General features: G+C 42.2%; 14 protein-coding genes and 1 pseudogene. 6 read left to right on the forward strand and 9 right to left on the reverse strand.

Annotated features, from left to right (window positions below; translation table 11 throughout):
- Positions 1-210, forward strand: a pseudogene (locus tag VK664_RS27660) (gamma-glutamyltransferase family protein); the annotation flags it as partial.
- A gap of 231 nt (positions 211-441) precedes the next feature.
- A complete protein-coding gene (locus tag VK664_RS27665) occupies positions 442-1,725 on the forward strand; it encodes a hemolysin family protein (protein WP_461401972.1) in 1,284 nt (427 codons plus the stop codon).
- A 33-nt stretch (positions 1,726-1,758) separates the two neighbouring features.
- Here the strand turns inward: VK664_RS27665 and VK664_RS27670 are convergent, their stop codons facing one another.
- Entirely contained in the window at positions 1,759-2,193 is a 435-nt protein-coding gene (locus VK664_RS27670) for a hypothetical protein (RefSeq protein WP_461401973.1), read from the reverse strand.
- Positions 2,194-2,355: 162 nt separating this feature from the next.
- Between VK664_RS27670 and VK664_RS27675 the strand changes: the two genes are divergently transcribed.
- Positions 2,356-3,210 (forward strand): hypothetical protein, encoded by an 855-nt coding sequence (locus tag VK664_RS27675; RefSeq protein ID WP_461401974.1) that lies wholly within the window; start codon positions 2,356-2,358, stop codon positions 3,208-3,210.
- Positions 3,211-3,236: 26 nt separating this feature from the next.
- Positions 3,237-3,626, forward strand: coding sequence for a hypothetical protein (locus VK664_RS27680; protein ID WP_461401975.1), 390 nt, complete (start codon positions 3,237-3,239; stop codon positions 3,624-3,626).
- 38 nt (positions 3,627-3,664) lie between these two features.
- Here the strand turns inward: VK664_RS27680 and VK664_RS27685 are convergent, their stop codons facing one another.
- Complete coding sequence (locus VK664_RS27685) at positions 3,665-5,761, reverse strand: outer membrane protein assembly factor BamB family protein (RefSeq protein WP_461401976.1); 2,097 nt, start codon at positions 5,759-5,761, stop codon at positions 3,665-3,667.
- Positions 5,762-5,863: 102 nt separating this feature from the next.
- Between VK664_RS27685 and VK664_RS27690 the strand changes: the two genes are divergently transcribed.
- Complete coding sequence (locus tag VK664_RS27690; RefSeq protein ID WP_461401977.1) at positions 5,864-6,505, forward strand: carbonic anhydrase; 642 nt, start codon at positions 5,864-5,866, stop codon at positions 6,503-6,505.
- Between the two features lie 29 nt (positions 6,506-6,534).
- On the opposite strand, the gene VK664_RS27695 is transcribed toward VK664_RS27690, so the two are convergent.
- From VK664_RS27695 to VK664_RS27715, 5 genes are all read right to left on the reverse strand, one after another.
- Positions 6,535-8,934: a serine hydrolase gene (locus VK664_RS27695; RefSeq protein ID WP_461401978.1), complete on the reverse strand. Its 2,400-nt coding sequence runs from the start codon at positions 8,932-8,934 to the stop codon at positions 6,535-6,537.
- Between the two features lie 67 nt (positions 8,935-9,001).
- The gene (locus tag VK664_RS27700; RefSeq protein WP_461401979.1) at positions 9,002-11,101 is read right to left on the reverse strand and encodes a S9 family peptidase; all 2,100 of its coding nucleotides are present in this window, start codon (positions 11,099-11,101) and stop codon (positions 9,002-9,004) included.
- A gap of 184 nt (positions 11,102-11,285) precedes the next feature.
- Positions 11,286-12,650, reverse strand: a complete 1,365-nt coding sequence (locus VK664_RS27705) for a SusD/RagB family nutrient-binding outer membrane lipoprotein (protein ID WP_461401993.1) — start codon at positions 12,648-12,650, stop codon at positions 11,286-11,288.
- 313 nt (positions 12,651-12,963) lie between these two features.
- Positions 12,964-13,818, reverse strand: a complete 855-nt coding sequence (locus tag VK664_RS27710; protein WP_461401980.1) for an alpha/beta hydrolase — start codon at positions 13,816-13,818, stop codon at positions 12,964-12,966.
- A gap of 203 nt (positions 13,819-14,021) precedes the next feature.
- A complete protein-coding gene (locus tag VK664_RS27715; protein WP_461401981.1) occupies positions 14,022-15,290 on the reverse strand; it encodes a glycoside hydrolase family 18 protein in 1,269 nt (422 codons plus the stop codon).
- Positions 15,291-15,517: 227 nt separating this feature from the next.
- Between VK664_RS27715 and VK664_RS27720 the strand changes: the two genes are divergently transcribed.
- On the forward strand, positions 15,518-15,994 hold the full coding sequence (locus tag VK664_RS27720) for a group II truncated hemoglobin (protein WP_461401982.1): 477 nt from the start codon (positions 15,518-15,520) through the stop codon (positions 15,992-15,994).
- A 143-nt stretch (positions 15,995-16,137) separates the two neighbouring features.
- Here the strand turns inward: VK664_RS27720 and VK664_RS27725 are convergent, their stop codons facing one another.
- Both VK664_RS27725 and VK664_RS27730 read right to left on the reverse strand, forming a co-directional pair.
- On the reverse strand, positions 16,138-16,890 hold the full coding sequence (locus VK664_RS27725) for a hypothetical protein (protein ID WP_461401983.1): 753 nt from the start codon (positions 16,888-16,890) through the stop codon (positions 16,138-16,140).
- Between the two features lie 156 nt (positions 16,891-17,046).
- Positions 17,047-18,564: a sulfatase family protein gene (locus VK664_RS27730; RefSeq protein ID WP_461401984.1), complete on the reverse strand. Its 1,518-nt coding sequence runs from the start codon at positions 18,562-18,564 to the stop codon at positions 17,047-17,049.
- Positions 18,565-18,605: the final 41 nt, after the last annotated feature.

Below are 18,605 nucleotides of genomic sequence, written 5' to 3' on the forward strand. Positions count from 1 at the left end.
ATCAAAGAAAGACAACCGCGTGCAGGAAATATTGTCTTACAGTCCGCCACAACGCCAAAGGTTCGGGAAGAGCTAAAAGCAATGGGGTATACCATGCAGTTTACCAATCGTTCCAGCGGACCAATTAATGCAATTTATTTCGATTGGGTACATGGTTCATTGTGGGGAGGAAGCAGTAACCATGGCGAAGATTACGGGATAGGCTGGTAGCTATCTCTTCAAAACTTCTTATTAAGGGTAAATTGAGGGTAAAACCTTAATTTTGCCCTGTTTTAGAATGAAGAAATTATCAGATTCCCGGCGATTCTTGTTGCCGGCTTTTTTGGGGGCGCCGTTTTTTATCAAGATCCTTTACCCATTGGCAGCTGTTAACTCCCCGCGAAGCATTCGTTTCAATTAATTAGTTGCAGGCCTGATATCCCTGCCCTTTCATAAATCATCATGGAGATCTTAATAATTATTTTCCTTATACTCATCAATGGCATTTTTTCCATGAGTGAGATTGCCCTCGTGTCGGCAAGAAAATTCAAACTGGAAAGCGCGGCGAAAAAAGGAAATTCAAACGCAAAACGAGCACTTGAACTGGCAAATAATCCGAATACATTTCTGTCGACAGTCCAGATAGGTATTACGCTGATCGGTATACTCACGGGTATATTCAGCGGTGATACATTAACCCTCAATGTTCAACATGGCCTTGAGAAAATTAGTTTATTAGCTCCTTATGCTAAAACACTTTCCGTTATTCTGATTGTTATCATCATAACTTTTTTCTCTATAGTATTTGGTGAACTCATTCCTAAAAGAATTGGACTGATGTTTCCGGAAGCAATTGCATCGTTTGTTGCAGGGCCTATGAAGTTCATTTCGGTGATCACCAAACCGTTTATCTGGCTGCTTGTAAATACGAATGACCTGGTCCTGGGACTATTAGGACTAAAGCACCAGAAAGAAGGTATTGTGAGTGAAGAAGAGATCAAAGCCATGGTACAGGAAAGCGCGGAAGGGGGTGAGATTCAGCAAATCGAACAAAGCATAGTACACCGTGTGTTTGCACTTGGTGACCGGAAAGTCACACAGTTGATGACGCATCGCAACGACCTCGTATACTTCGATATTGATGAGTCATTTGAAAGCATCAAAACCAAAGCTGGCCAGGAAGCACACTCCGTGTACCCGGTTGTACAGAAAAACCTTGATAAATTATTGGGCATTGTGTCCGTTAAGGATATTTTTCCAAAAGATTTTAGCGCAACGCCATTCAGGTTATCCGACTTTATCAGGCAGCCATTGATGGTTCATGAAAACACTTCAGCTTATAAGGTGCTTGACAAGTTCAAAGAAAACCGGATCCATTATGCTTTTGTGGTTGATGAATATGGCCGCGTACAGGGTATGGTGAGTATGGATGATATTGTTGACGCATTGGTTGGGGATACCTCAGAATATAACCAGAACGAATACCAGATTATTAAACGCGATGATAATACATGGCTCGCCGATGGCCAGTTTCCTTTCTTTGAGTTCCTGCATTTTTTTGACATCTCACAAGAAGAAAACAGCGGAGATTTCAATACACTGGGCGGATTGATTTTATCCCAGCTCAATCACATGCCCGTTACAGGTGAAAAAGTAAAATGGAAACAATTTGTATTCGAAGTGATCGATATGGATGAAAATAAAATTGATAAAATCCTGGTCACGGTGACGGATCCGTTCAAGTGACAATTAATATTGTATCAGAAGCCTTCATGAATGCTATTTCCGCTTCATTCTTGAGAATGGAAATCCTCCACAACCTTTTTTAGGGTTAGAACGATCGGCTGCTGCTGTTTTTTCAGCAGTGTCACTGTCTTTGGCTTTGTACGCGGTCAAACAAAATCCCCATTCAAAAGGCGCCATATCTTTGAACTGCATAAAATCGATTCTTGTATACAGCCCACCATCTCCCGGGTTTTCCATATCATTTTTTGCCACCAGGTACTGTTCATCCAGGTTCCATTTAATAATGTGGAACTTAGTGCCAGGTAATTGCATCCATAATGAATCTGAAATGGAATACCTGATCTTGTAATCATCTGTGAAGTTACCTTTGAGCCATGGTGGTATACTATCATTGCCGAAAGAATTAACCGGACTTCCGGAAACCTTGAAACCAATTAAGATACATGCGATTAAAATACTCCATTTCATAGTAGCCCTGGTTTGTATAAAGATAGTGAGCACATAATTATAGCAACAACTATCAATATAAAATTTATCATAAGCGGAGATTTGTCTAAATTGGAATGTCTGCATGTTGAGACACATATCTGTTCTCCATGATGCAGTACCAAAGATCAATAAAACCGCAACATGCACAGATTACCCTCTCTACCAGCACGTTTTATCGTTATTGCCTACCTGGTTTCGCTGGCCGGATGTATTTCTTTAAAGCCAGTATCAGAGCTATCTGATAAGTCGTTGAAAAGTCTTGCGATTTATGAAGAGATGCCGATTTCATACCAGGGGTTTTGTGATGAGCGTTGCCAGTTCAACCTTATCCGCAGAAATCTTATCATTCGTGATACAGCCATCAATTGTGATTGCAGTCTTTTCGCCGACGCAGACAAAGCAACCACCAAAGTATACCGAACATTGGCAGCCTATTTTAAGAGCCTTGGTGCCATATCAGAAGGTGATCTCACCACTATCGATACAAAATCACTGAATGAAGCGCTGGTTGAGGGAAAATTCGGCTCACTGACCATTGACAAAAATACTGTTACGGCCTACAGTAGCCTTGGCCGTCTGGTGATCCAGGCTTTCACCGATGGATACCGTAAACAAAAAATCAGGCAGGTAATTGAAACAGGTAACCCGCATATTCAAACCCTGATAGGGCTTTTCAGAACATCGGTCGGTAACCTCGTCATGGAGCTTAACTTTCAAAAAGAAAGAAACTTCGCGCTTTACTCCGAATTATTAATGGAGAAACTCACGGGTTACGATAAGGTGAAACTATCAACGGATTACTATAAAGAAATTGATGCCATTTTGCTGAAACAACAACAATTAAATACATTCTCAAAAAGTCTTACCGTTATTGCCGGGGGGCATCAAAAACTTTTCGACAACAGGAATAAACTTACTGTTAAAGAGATAAGGGCTGTCTTGGGAGATTATTCTGCTGCCTTGCAGGACCTGATTGCTGATTTCAAAAAATTATAAACCGATAAACACAAAGAACATTAGCCATGGAAAATCTAACCGCTGACCAGGCAGCAGAACTGGCAAAAAACTTTCTTGGACTCGCCCAGTGCATAGGCAATTACCGTTTTGCGAACTGGAAAAAGTTGAGCAAGACGGAGAACCAGGATCTTTCAGATAAACAATGGTCAATCCTGAATGCAGGTGAAGATATGCTTGCTTTGTCTACAACGCTGGTGATCCAGGAAGCAGACAACTCATTGAAACAAATAAAATCAATAACGGGAGAATTAAACAAAACAATTCTTCAGATAAAAAAAGTTCAGAAGGTAATAAATATTGGCACTGCTGTTATTCAACTTGCATCGGTCATCATTGGCAAACAACCACTGGCTATTCCCGGAGCTATAGGCGACCTGGTAAAGGCAATAAAATAAGCATCATTTTTTGACAGGCAATTCTCTTTGACATTTCATCATTTTTTGATCGCGAAAGCAACATAACCGTCACCGGATTGCCCCCTCAGCTTACCCCCACCGCATGCAATCACTATATACTGCCGGCCATTTACTGAATACGTAGAAGGCGAGGCAAACCCCGCGGCGGGCAGATCATGCTCCCAGAGCACCTTTCCTGTTTTTTTGTCAATTGCGCGAAATTTTTTATCTGGTGTAGCTGCTATAAAAATTAATCCACCTGCAGTAACCAGCGGACCTCCATAATTATCGGTTCCTGTAGCAGGAACGCCCTTTGCTTTAAGTGCCGCATATTCACCCAGGGGCACCTGCCACAGCCGCTTACCACTTGAAAGATTGATAGCAGTCAGTGTGCCCCAGGGCGGGGTATTTACCGGATAGCCTGTGCTGTCATACCAACGGTTATAACCTGTAATAACATAAGGGTTTGTTGACAGTTGGCTTTCGATCTTTGTGTCTTCAGATTTCTTCCCGAGTAAAAATGCAACAACTGCTTCTTTTTCGTTTTTGCTGATATGTGCAAGCGCAGGCATCATGCCTCTTCCCTTATTGATGATTTCGATTAACTGTGCCTGCGAATATCGGTCACCTATACCCGTTAGTGAAGGATAACTGCCACCATGATCGCCTTTCCTGTCTGTACCGTGACAGGATCCGCAATGCACCTGGTATATATCTTCCTTCGGATTGGTTTTTGACAAAGCGGGAGTTGGAACCAGCGAGGAATAAACCGGTACTTCTTTGGCAGGGACATAAATAATATCCTCCCGGTCTACTGCTGCCCCACCCCATTGTGCACCACCATCAGTACCAGGAAAAAACAGCGTGCGTTTTGAACTCAGGGGTATAAAAGGCTGACCGGTGTTGCTATTTTGCATCTGTGCATGAACAGAATCGCCGTTGGCAACATCTTTTCGCAGATCAGCTTCTGTAAAACTTTGCCTGGTGAATGGTTCCGGCAAAACCGGAAACGGCTGTGTTGCAGCAGCATATTCACCTGGCATTTCAGAAGCAGGCACGGGCCTTTCCTCCACCGGGAAAATTGGCTTGCCGGTTGAGCGGTCAAATACAAACATAAATCCCTGCTTACTTAACTGAACAACGGCATCAATGGACCGGTTATCCTTGTGAATGGTAACAAGATTGGGTGGTGCAGGCGGATCGCGATCCCAGATATCATGATGTACAAACTGAAAATGCCAGATACGTTTGCCCGTGTTTGCATCAAGTGCCAGCAAAGAATTTGCGTAGAGATTATTTCCTTTCCGGTCACCACCATAAAAATCGAAAGACGCAGATCCGGTTGGCGCGTAAACAATTTCCTTATCCCGGTCAATTGCCATACCCATCCAGGAGTTGGCACCACCATTATTTTTCCTGGCGTCTTTCGGCCAGGTTTCGGATCCCTCCTCATTATTTTCAGGAATAGTCTTAAATGTCCATACTACTTTTCCAGTATGCACATCAAAGGCACGGATATCTCCTGGCAATGCTGTCGGACCTTCCGCAACCCGGCCGCCGGCAATAAGCAGGTTCTTGTGGATGATACCGGGAGTATTGTATATAATGTATTTGTCAGCCCCTGGTCTTGACAGGCCATCTCTAAGATTGATCTTCCCCCCGGCACCGAAAGTGGAGACCAGTTTACCGGAATTTGCATCCAGCGCATAGAGCCATTCACCATAGCCAAAAAATATGATGGGTTTACCATCATTTTCGAAGTAGGTTACACCTCGGCTGGTCATGGAAAATGTCTCATCCTTAATATTTGTTTTCCAAATTTCTTTACCGTTATCGGCTTGTACTGCAAAGGCCTGCGAATCTGCTGACACACCGTAGAGGATGCCATTAATAATGATGGGATTGCATTGCATCTGGGTTCGATTCCTGACAGTGTCGGCACCACCACTGTGATAAATCCATGCAACTTCGAGCCTGGAAAGATTTTCTTTGTTTATCTCATCTAAGTCCGAATAGTGATTTCTATCCGGCCCCCCATTATACTCGGGCCAATTTCCTGTGTTGGTTTTTGAAGATTGATAGGTACATGAACTTAATATGCAGAGAACAAATATTGATTTAAGACGTACAATCATTTTTAAATCTAAACCAAAATGATAAATAATGAAAACGGGTGATCGTTTATTTATTTGCCTGCCATTAAAGGAGTAACTATTTTTCAGGTTTAAAAAGTAAATATGAATATAGAAAAAATCTTTATAAATAATCAAAACTGGATACAATCGAAACTTAAGCCTGATAAAGACTATTTCATAAAACTTTCGGCCGGTCAGACACCTGATCTGTTATATATCGGTTGCTCTGACAGCCGGGTTACTGCAGAAGAAATGATGGGTGCGGCACCTGGTGAGGTTTTTGTGCACCGGAACATAGCTAACATGGTACCGAACAATGATATCAATGTAACCTCCGTGATCAACTATGCCGTAAATCATCTCAAAGTAAACAATATCGTGGTGTGCGGGCATTACTACTGTGGTGGTGTAAAAGCCGCTATGCAATCATCTGATCTCGGCCTGTTGAACCTGTGGCTGGATGATATTAAAGATGTTTACCGAACGCATAAAGATGAATTGAACCGGATTGAATCGGAGGATGATCGCTATAAAAGGCTTGTTGAACTAAATGTTCAGGAACAGTGCCTCAACATCCTGAAAATATCCGAAGTACAGAACGCATACAAGGAACGTGGCCTTCGTGTACACGGATGGGTTTTTGATATAAATACTGGTAAATTAATCGATCTGAAAATCGATGTCGAAGCTATTAGCCGCGGCTTCGGTGATATATTCGAATTCAGGAATCCTGGTCATCATTAATAAAAGCTGTTCATCATTAATAAAAACTACTAACGCTGAATCATATAATCATATATAAACCTTGATACATTTGCCAGGGTATTGTTCACGTCATCAAGATCCCGGACACCTTTTGACAAAAGCACCAATACATATTTGCGGCCATCCGGAAGATAAATGATTCCGGAATCATGCGACACTGCTGTTATGGAACCGGTTTTGCAGGCAACTTTTACTTCTGGTGGTAGTTTCGCGGGAATTTTATCACGAAGTTTCTGATCCATGAGAATTCCTATCATCTCTTTGGAAGATGCTGCATTAACAGCCTTTCCCGTGGCCAGGGACTCCATAATAATCATGAGATCATAAGCGGTAGTAGTATTATTCAACCCTTTCTGGAAAGCTTTGTTGTCTTCAACACCACGAACCACGTGTATATCTGCAGCACCCATTTCGCGCATACTCGCATTGGCATTCTGCGCGCCGACCAGGTCAATAATAAGATTTGTTGCCAGGTTGCTACTCCTTGTGATCATGCGATGTAAAACATCATAGATTGGAAGTTTCGTATTAAGCTTTTCATAAAGATCAAATTCACTGTCATCACCGGGACTCAGCGAATAAAGACTGCTGTCGACTATACTTTTGAATTCGTTTTTTATCAGGATGGAATCTGTTATTTTGAACTTACCTGCAGCAGCCTGTTTATAAGTTTCAATCAGCACCGGGGTTTTCATCGTACTTGCAGCGTGAAACATACCTTTCTCATTTAAAAACAGCGTTTGTTCATTACCGAGATCTTTGAAAGCTACTGCAAATGTGCCTTCAGGATGTTGACCCAGCTCAGCAATAATTTTCTTTTTCAGATCAGTCGTGTCCATCTTTTTTCGTTGAACAGGTTTTAGTTCCATATCATCAAAGTCTATCTGCGAACCGGGATCGAGCACCTGTAATTTAGCTGATTCGATATTACCGGCCGGGCTTATGGTAAAGTTCAGATAGGCATTTGCCGAAAATTCACGGTCCCGGAATTTAGCTAAAAATGTATTGTATTGAAAATGTTCAAGGTCAGCTACAAACTGGAACGAATTTGAAAACCGCATCACCATCCCTGAAGATTCTTTTGCGATCACCACTTCACCAAGTAATTTATCCTCATAAAGCCCGGCATATTTATCTATTGGCAAAGAGGGCTTTGACAGAGAATCTCGTTTAATTGAAAATTTTCGCCTTGCGTCCAGTGTAGAAACCAGCGCACTGTCTTGCTGTCTTTTATGAGCGCCAATCCAGTCAAATGTTTTGAACTGCATATAATAATCAAGAACCTGGTAGATAATAGCCCAATAAGCAGCAGTGTTTGATTGATTGGTAAGAACCGTTATACCAAGATTAAGATCCGGCACCATGGCGATCTGGGAAACAAAACCTTTCAAGGCTCCCCCATGCCCCACAATTTTGTATTGCTTATAGTTGTAAGTGCGAAAACCAAGTGCATAACCAAAATAATCGGATTGAAGCGGCTTGAGATATTCAGGAACTTTTGTGACTGGTATGGGCCGAACCACTTTCCAAAGCTCAACAGTAGATGTTGGTTTAAATAATGGAGTCTTACCGGCAATCCTTCCTGAATCAAGTTGGGTGATCAGCCATTTGGCCATATCGGCAGCCGTGGAAACGATACCTCCTGCAGGATCACCGGCGTCACCGATGTTCTGATCCATAAACAATTCCGCGACCTTAACCTGGTTGGCTGATCTGGCATGCGATGCCGATACATTGTTTTTATCTTTTAGTTCCGAGAACCTCGATATTGTTCGGCTCATGCCGAGTTTATTTAATATCCGTACGCGGATAAAATCTTCCCATGACATTCCGGAAGCCGCGATTATCACTTCGCCGGCGGCAAGGTATAAAATGTTATCATAAGCATAAGTTGTACGGAAATCATGAACTACCGGAATTAACGGAAGTTTCTTGAGTATTTCTTTTCTTGAATAGGTTGATGGGGGAAATAACATTGCATCACCGGCATAAGCTGGCAGACCACTGTGATGTACCAGCAGATCCCGAACGGTGAGATGTGTTGTTATATAATCATCATTCATCCTGAACCAGGGAAGATGATCGATAACTTTATCATTCCATTTTATTTTTCCCTCTTCAACAAGTATCGCGAGAGCGGTTGCAGTAAATGCTTTTGTATTGGAAGCAATGAGGAACAAAGTATTTTCATCCACCTTGTCATTTGTTCCCATTTTTTTTGTGCCATATCCCTTAGCCAGGAGCACCTGCCCGTCTTTTACAATTGAGACAGCAACACCCGGAACGTTAAAAGTTTTCAGCACCTTCTCAATATACAGATCGAGACCAGGCGGAATTTGAGCTTTTTGTTGTGCGTCCAGATTGGAAGAACAAAAAAGCAAAAACAGTAAATATTTTATTTTCATCATGGTCCTGAGATACAAATAAAAAATTAATTCCGGTGACTATTCCATCAATTTCAGTAACTGATCCTGATTACGGTTTCATTAATTTCCGTTTCAGGAATTCAGCTACGGCCTCATCAACCTTAACTGTATTTTCATACCGCATCCAATGGTGAGTTTCATCAGGGATCACTAAACTCTCATATGATTTTCCTTTCTGTTGAAAACGCCTTACAAGATCGATGCTTTCATCAAAATCCACATTACCATCATCATCACCATGGATAAATAATACCGGTGAGGTCATGCCATCAACCCAGGATACGGGTGAAGATTCCCAAAGTAATTTCCGGGCAAGTTGTGCATCAGGTGCTTGTTCACCATCCTGCGAAGGGCTCAGGTTAAGATGATTGTGAACGCCATGTACATCAACTCCGGCAGCGAATAATTTTGAATCACGGCCAAGCGCCAGTGCAGTAAGATAACCGCCATAGGACCCTCCATAGACACCTATCCTGGAAGGATCAACCTGTGGTTGAACTTTCAGCCACTCTCCTGCTGCTTTTATATCCAGGTACTCAGAAGCTCCGAAATATCCACCCCTCACCGGGTGCTGGAAATCGTATCCATACCCTATACCTAAACGGTAGTTCACGGCAAGTACCACGAATCCCATGCTGGTTAAATATTGATTAAGTGCGTAGGTGTTCGAATAGTAGTCTCCGTAATGCCAGCCAAGTAGCATTTGTCTTGAAGGTCCGCCATGAATAAAAACGATGGCCGGTTTTTTCCCGGTCCCGGTTTTTGGTTCAAACAACTGGCCATAAACCATGTTTCCATCTGGTGCTTTGAACCGGACTGATTTTGGTGTTACCAGGTTTTCAACAGGAAAATCAGCCGGTAAAAGTTCATTGCCGATAATACGGACTTGCCTGTCGCGTGTGTTCATCACCGTTAGTAGGCCGGGAACCTGCGCCGTTGCGCTGATATAAACTATGTTTGCTCCATCCCCTGTCATAACCGGGAAAGATTCGATTCCTGCACCGGGTGTAAGCACTTCCAACGCGGGTTTGTCAAATGGAACTTTTACAATATGTCTCCGGTCAAGATCATCCTTATCAGGCCCTGTATTCGCACTGGCAATGGCATAAGTGCCATCTGCACTTAATTCAATATGCTCCAGGATAAACTTTCCTGAACTAAGCTGCAATGGTGAACCGCCGGCCGAATCAATTGAATAGAGATGTGACCAGCCATCATGTGCAGACATAAACACTACTTTGCCGTTTGAAGAGGCAAGCAGGTTATAACGGCCATCTGTATCCGGAACGGAACCCCGCAGCGTTTTCGGCGACTGCCAGAGTTTCTTAATCTTACCTGAAAGGGCATCTGCAATACATAAGGTCCATGGATTTGGAGAACGGCTCGTAAGTGAATCAGGTTTCCCTCCCCTGGCATAGGTCCTTGCGAAGACGATTTTCTTTCCATCACTGGTCCAGGTGGGAGAAACGTCCCTGGCAAAGTCTGGTGCTATCCATTGGATAGGAGTCGCCGAATCTTTAAACAGTCCAATAAAAGAATGGTTGCCCCTGGCAGAAACAAAAACCATCCGGCTTCCATCAGGCGACCATTTGATTGAACCGGTTCTGCCACGTGCGAAAAATAAACGTGCAGGCTTCGGTGTGCCCGACAATGAAGCAGTCCAAACCTGGTCATTTTTAAGATAAGCAACAGTATTATTTTTTGGATGAAAGATGGGATGATCGCCCTCATCGATCAATACCGGTGTGCCACCTTCAAAAGGAATATGATAGATAAGAACCCGGGGCGCAAAAGTTTTGGCTGAAGGATTCCTGGGAACACTTTCAGCGAAAGCGCCATGGTCTCCCCCTCTTACATATATGATACTATTGCCATCAGGGGAAATAGTGATACCGGTGATTTCCTGTCCTTCATCATCATCATACTTTGTGATTTTTTTCAAGCTGAATTCAGGACCCTGTGCTGTATAAATATTACGTTTCCCTTTTTCATTGATGGCGACTGCTATCCTGGAACCTGAAGCTGCACTGGTTAAACCAGAAGGAAAGGGATAGCCGCTTACAGCAGCCATAGAAAATTCCTGTGCATCAACGCCCAACCATACTGTGCAACAAAAGAGGATCGACGCCAATATTTGTTTGATCTTCATGAACTTTAAACTTGATTTGGTGATTGTCCCCGGACAAAAATGCAGTGCAGCAATGACATTGCAGGGTTATGATGGCTATCTCTTACGGCTATTACAAATATGCATACTACTGAGATGGTTTACAAAAATAATTAGCATGCTTCATTTAATATAAAGCGTGCTAATTAAAATCAATATCTGCCTGTTATTTATCCCACCATAACCTGTCGGCTAATGTTCCTACTGTTGGTATATTTTTTCCATTCTTTGATCTTTCACCCGATGGATAAGCAAGTCTGCGGATAAAAGTTGACAATACGGCATTTTGAGGCAGTGTGAAATCTTTATATGCGTAGTTAAAACGACGTGCATCGTTCCAGGCCTCGGGATTTAAATAAGTGGCAATGTACTTTTCTTTAAAAATAAGTGCCTTTGTGAGATTGTCAGCACCTACCGAAGCAGCGGCCAGGTAGGCCGTTTTTTCAACACCTGCCGGTACCTGGAGTTTGTCCATGTTGGCATTTATACCAGCCAGGTAGGCTGTATACGCCCTTGCAGGATCAGTAGACAGTGCAGCTTCAGCTTCAATAAACTTGATTTCTGCATAGGTAACAATTAATAATGGTGACGATGTGCCTGTCCAGGGTGATGTTGAATCAATATAGTTTTCATCTTTAACGGTATTGTTTCCCGGCGGACGGTTACCTGCACCGTTAACCGTACCGATATATACGTTATTCACTGTTGGCCTGGAAATCTTTCTTAGCCTGGGGTCAAAAATTCCATAAGTGGTCCCACTCAGGTGATCGATGAACTGTTCAGATAACCAGCCACTCAGGGTGTTGCCTGCATTGTTTACAGCTACCTGAGCCCATGGATTCCTGGTAAAAAATGAAGACATCTCTGCATCATCTGCATTTGTTTTATAAGCATTTGAAACTGCAGCAAGCACAGACGCCGGATTATAGGTAGCCGTTTTGCTCACCTTATTAAGCAATCTTGCTTTCAATGCATATGCAGTCAGCAGCCATTTAGCCCTTGCCCCTCCATGGATCAGGTCCTTGGCGCCAAGCAACTTGATCACTGCATCTGTTCTTCCAAGTTGAACAATGGCAGAATCAAGAAGAATCATGCTTGTTTTGTAAAGGTCTTCCTGGGTATCATATTTTGGTGTGAAGTTGGTAGATGAAAATGCTTCTGTAAAAGGAGCATCACCCCATAAATCGCTAACCAATGAGAGGTGATATGATAACAATACATTTGCCACACCCAGGTATTCACTCGAGTTCTGTTCAATTGCCTGCGTTTTTAAATCACTTATATCGGCCATTGCAAAGTATAAGGCATCCCAGGTGCTGGTAAAATCTATCTCCTGGTATATATCTGAAGCAGCTGATGCAGAAGGGTTTGCAGTATACTGAACATAGTTTGCAACCAGGGAGCCAACATTGTAACTATTGATTCCCGTTTTATGTGTAACAGTACTTAGCAATGAAGACAGTGAGGGGGTGGTTACCAGGTTGGGGTTAATTGGATGATTGGTATAGAAATACCTATAAATGCCGCTTATTTAGTGATAGCAATTTATTTCTCTTTCAAAATCCGGATGATTTTTGTTTAGGTTCTATTAAGTCCGCGGGTTCTATTAAGTTTCAAAATCCTTTATAAATAACAAAAGCCCCGGTAAGGGGCTCTCCATATATTATATCTCAACTCGTAAATAAGCAGTAAGCGTTGCCGTTAGAGAGCGCTTTCTTATCAATAGAAAAAGATAACCTGATCCCTGTAGAACTGAGATCAGGTTATCTGTAGAGATCATATGATGTTTGCATAGATGCTAAACATCGCATTAAATATTGTTGAAAGCTGTTTTTGGTGAAAGCTTAATATTGGTGAAAGCTCATAGAAATAAATTCGAGTACTTCAGGGAGGGATTCGCGCCAATACGTCCAGTTATGGGCACCATTACGGATCCGGAATTCATGCGGGATTTCTTTTTTTCTCATGGCTACATGAAGCATTGCATTACCTTCAAAAAGGAAGTCATCATCACCACAATCAATATACCAACGCACGGATTTTTTAGCGCTGTCTGGCATATTGTTTACAAGAGCAACAGCGCTGTGCCGGTTATAATAAGCTGCTAAAGCTGTGTCAGAGAGGTTTGGATTGTCGCGTGAAAGATTTCTTCGCATATCCTCCAGGCTAAGAGGTCCTGTTGATGCGCTTAAAGGACAGGCGGCAGAAAATAATTCGGGATGATGCATGGCATACATTAATGTACCACCGCCACCCATAGACAGGCCGCTGATTGCACGATAACGTTTCTCACTTTTTATGCGATAAGTTTTTTCTACATAAGGCATCAGCTCCTGGAAAAAGAAATCTTCATATTTCCAGTCACCTTTTACCGTATTAAAGTAGCCACGTCTGCCTGTATTGGCATCCGGCATCACGATAATCATGGCAGTGGCTTTACCCTCCATGATGGCTTTGTCGGCGATATGTTGCACCTCGCCGAACTGAACCCAGCCAGTATGATCATCACCTGCCCCATGCAGGAGGTAAAGAACGGGATAACTTCGCTGCGATGTTTCGTAACCGGGCGGCAGATAGATTGCAAACTTGCGATCCATGTTGAGGATCTTGCTTTTCACGGTTAATAGGTCCATCACCTTGCTGGTTTGTGCCAGAAGGAAAGCAGGACAAAGAAGTAATACTAAAATGATTTTTTTCATATACAATCAGGTGTTTTGATGATGTTTGCGTTTTAAAGACATTTATGACGACTAATGATATTTATGATGACTATTGATTCTAATGATGAATTTTGATGCTAACGATTACTATTGATGCTATTCATACTATTCATGCTATAGATGACTATAAGATGACTATTGACGCTATTCATGCTATAGATGACTATTGATGCTAATAATTACTATTTATGTTTTAGATTTTCATCGATGGTGTTAAGGAGGTATTTCTTCAGATCGGAACTGTATTCCCAAAACATAACGCCCCCAAGCTTATGCTTTTTTACATATTTAATTTTGTTTTTTACCGAACGTTCATTATCATAAGATATAAACTGCCGGGTTGAATCGTTGAAGAGGTAAGGTGCTTTTGCTTTTTTATCCCAGTAGGCCTTAAATCCCCGTTGGTCAACGAGACTATCCTTCAGATAAGTGTATCCACCTCCCCTCGTCGATGAAACAATTTTATTTTGCATGACTGGTTTCTCCGAGCCGGATAAAATCCAACTGCGACCGTAGAAAGCCAGGCCCACCACCAGTTTTTCAGCAGGTACACCTGCGTTCATGAACACTTTAACCGCCTTATCCACAGAATTTTCCTTTTCGAAATCAGCCGAGGGAAACAGGTTTGTGTGATGTCCTACTGTTTCTTTACCGCTGAAGTCATAAGTCATCAGGCTGATATAATCGAGGTACTGGTGGGCATTATTCATTTCCGTGTTTTCAGCAAATCGCGGAAATCCGCCAACAGCTGTAGTGAGCAGGTATTTCCTGTTATTTATTTTGCTTAATGAATCGAGTTGTATCCGGAGATCGCGAAACATCAGCGTAAAATTCTGCTTGTCTTCCGGTCGGAATATATTTCCTTCCTCGCCTGGAATCGCAGGATATTCCCAATCAATATCTACCCCATCCAGCTGATAATTGCTGATTATTTCAACAGCACTTTTTGCAAAAGCCTGTCTTCCGGTATCTGTCAGAACTGCATCTGAAAAATTTTCGCTCCATGCCCATCCACCTATAGAAATAACAATCTGCAGATTGGGATTAACTTTCTTAAGTTCATTGAGCAAACGAAAATTTGTGGTATCTGTTAGTTGATTGGTAAGCCAGGCCCTGTTGCCTTTCACATCTACAAAAGCATAATTAATGATAGAAAGTTTTGCTGCATCTATCGCGGCAGCGTTTACCAGTCCGCGATAGCCGCCAACATAACCAATTACAACTTTTTTAGCTTTTACCGGTGCCGGACGCATGGAGATCAGGACGAATGAAACAAAACAGAACAAAAATAAAACAGATCCCCTGAGTGAAGTAATTCGTGAAAAAGAAGCACTAACAACCATAAGCGGATTGAATATTATTGATTGAACTGATAAACTTTCTGCATTCAATACTAATTCTAATTTTTCGAATCTAAATCCCGCCGCAGCTTTTTTTTTGAGCAGCGCCATTGCAGCACTATTAATACCGGTCATCAAATTTTTATCTCATTCTCCAGGAGTAAACCCCCGAAAGCCTTTAAATTGAATTAAATTAACCTTTGGTTAATCAATTGACAAATGTTTTGAATCACAACACAATTGCCTGGATTAAAACACAAACGTTCTGAATTAACAATAGTATCCTTGTATTAATCGAAATCCGGTTAAGTCATTGATAACTGCATGAAAAAAATGATATGACATCCACATCAACAGTACCAACATTATATGAATGGATTGGCGGTATGCCAGTAATAGAATCCTTATTTACGGGTTTTTATAAAAAAGTTTTGCAGGACGATCTCCTGGAACCCATATTCAGGCATATGTCTCCATCACATCAGATGCATGTCGCTCATTTCATAGCCGAGGTCTTTGGAGGGCCGAATTTATATTCTGAAGAAGATGGCTCACATTATAGAATGATTCAGAAACACCTGGGAAAACATTTGACCGAACAACATCGTCAACGCTGGGCAAACTTACTGGTTGCCACCGCCGATGAGATGAATGTGCCTGCTGATCCGGAGTTCCGTTCGGCTTTTGTTGCCTATATAGAATGGGGCACAAGGATAGCTGTGCTCAATTCTCATGAAACCGAAACCCCAATATCTACTAATGAGCCTATGCCCAGCTGGGGTTGGGGAGAAGTTAAAGGGCCTTATATCCCATAAGTAATCCTATAACCAATAAAAGAATGTTATAGTTCCTTAAAGAATATTGTAACCCCTTAAAGTAGTAGTAGTCTCTTAAAGGAGGTTGTAGCCTCTTAAGATATATGGTGGCTCCTTAAGATATGTTGTGGCTCCTTAAAAAATTATCCAGGCAGGTCATAATTCATATCAATCAAATATCCGCCACCGTTTTGATCCATGATATACCTGAGAACGATCTCAATATGGTTCCATGCTTTTGTGCCCACCTGATTTGGAAGAAATTTGAAAAACTCTTCGTTCTTAACATCTCCGTATTCATTCAGGCAATTTGACTTACACTCCCAAACTCCACCTGCAACAAATTGTAATCCCTGTTTGGTTTTCCAGTATTCCCGGCTGAACCATATCTCGCGATAATTTTTATCAGCCTGCTTAACAAAGAAATAAGGATCTGTGGGACGCATTCCAACCTCTGCATCGATTTTCATTGCTGTATTATGTAAGATCACCCTTGGCAACCAGTCCTGATCATTAAAACCAGAAGGCCCTTTCAGCTTAATCTCCTCATCGGTTTTGACTGTCAGCGTTTTTGTCTGCAGCCATAGAGATTGGAAATAAACAAATTTTACATTTGAGTAAATTGCAATCTTCATCTCGCCTGTACCTGGTGATAGTTCTGCCATAGAACTTATCAGCTTATTACCTTCAATGGCAAGTTTCACTGTTTTTAGCTGGCCATTATTGGTCCAGGTGGCAAATGCAGAATCAATCTTTTTGCCTGACGTGTAGTTCGTATCAAGATCGATAGTGAAATTTTTAACAGTCCCGACAGGATCTGCCGGGGAACCCTTCTTACAAGCTGCGAATGTGAGTAGTAAGGCAACCGTGCTGATATAAACCTGGAATTTGTTCATGGGGTTATTATTTCCACAAAAATAAATTCGGCGCAGGAACTCCACAATCACATAAACATGGGAAATATTAAACGGGAAACCCTTTGGGTATAACGCGTACGTGTAGCTGTATCAGCTGCATCAGCAGTCTCAGGGTTTAAGGCTTTGGGATCGAATTCAATTTTTTATTTGAGCCAGTATTTGTTTTGCCTCGGTGTCTTCATAGTGATCGATCGCCTCATGGAGCTTTTTCATTAGTCCGCCTGTAATATTTTCAGTGCCTTTACTGCCATAGATATTATTCATTTCATTTGGATCTTTTTCAAGATCATACAGTTCCCAGCTGTTTACATCCTGGTAAAACCGGATCAGTTTATAACGTTTTGTACTGACACCGAAATGTGGGGAGACAGCATGTTCACCATGTTCATAGTAGTGGTAATAAATGGCATCGCGCCATTTCAATTTCTTAGCACTTTTATTTTCAATTTTATTTCCGGATACAAGTGGCAAGAAAGATCTGCCCTGCATATCAGCAGGCACCTTCACCCCGGCTGCTTCCAGGATGGTTGGACCTATGTCAAGATTCATTACCAGGTCAGTGTTTGATGTGCCGGCTTTTATCTTACCCGGGTAGCGCATAACCATTGGAGTTCGGAAAGATTCTTCATACATAAACCGCTTGTCGAACCATCCATGTTCACCAAGATAAAATCCCTGGTCCGAAATATAAATAACAATTGTATTGCTGCTAAGATCGTTTTTGTCAAGATAGTCGAGGGTTCTTTGGATATTCCTGTCCATGGATGCTGCAGTACTGAGATAGTCTCTCATATAACGCTGATATTTCCATTCTACCAGTGCTTTGCCGGAAAGATTTTTTGATTTCAGGTCTGCATAAATGGCTGCATAATATGGATCAGATTTTGCACGCTGGGCTGCATTCATTCGCAGTATGCTAAGCTCCTTTATAGTGCTGTCAAACATTTTAAGATCATAGTCCATACGCATAGTCTTATCTATACTCATGTCCTGCACTTTTGCCGCTTCCCTACCCTGGTAGTTGTCGTAAAAGTTAGGAGGCAAAGGAAAATTGACAGAATCAAACCTGCCAAGATCAGCAGTATCCGGTTGCCACATGCGGTGTGGAGCCTTATGACCTATCACCAGGCAAAACGGTTTGCTGGTATCGCGTTCAGTCATCCATTTTTCAGCAAGATCTTCTGTGATGGTTGAGGCATATCCTTCCAGCCGCTTACGGCTTCCATCCATCATAATTATGTCCGGGTTATAATAACTACCCTGTCCCGGAAAAACCTGGAAATAAGTAAAACCCTGGGGCAATGCCTGCAGATGCCATTTCCCGATCCATGCAGTCTGGTATCCGGAGCGGGTTAGTTCTTTGATAAATGTATTCTGACTGCTGTCGAAACGGGTAGTCACATTGTCTTTGAATCCGTTTTTGTGACTGTATTTTCCGGTCAGTATCACTGCACGGCTCGGACCACAAATGGAATTGGTTACATAAGCTCTTTTAAATATCACTCCTTCTTTTGCGATGCGATCGATTCCCGGCGTTTGCGCCAGTTTGGATCCATATGCACTTATAGCCTGGTAAGCATGATCGTCAGAGACGATGAGTATGACGTTGGGGCGGTTCTGAGCGGAAACGACGGTAGTGAGTACGGTTAGCAAGAAACCCGTACTAAAAGTTATGAGTGATGAGTGATGAGTGA

This window comes from Flavitalea sp. (assembly GCF_035489435.1).
Lineage (GTDB): Bacteria > Bacteroidota > Bacteroidia > Chitinophagales > Chitinophagaceae > DATHKG01.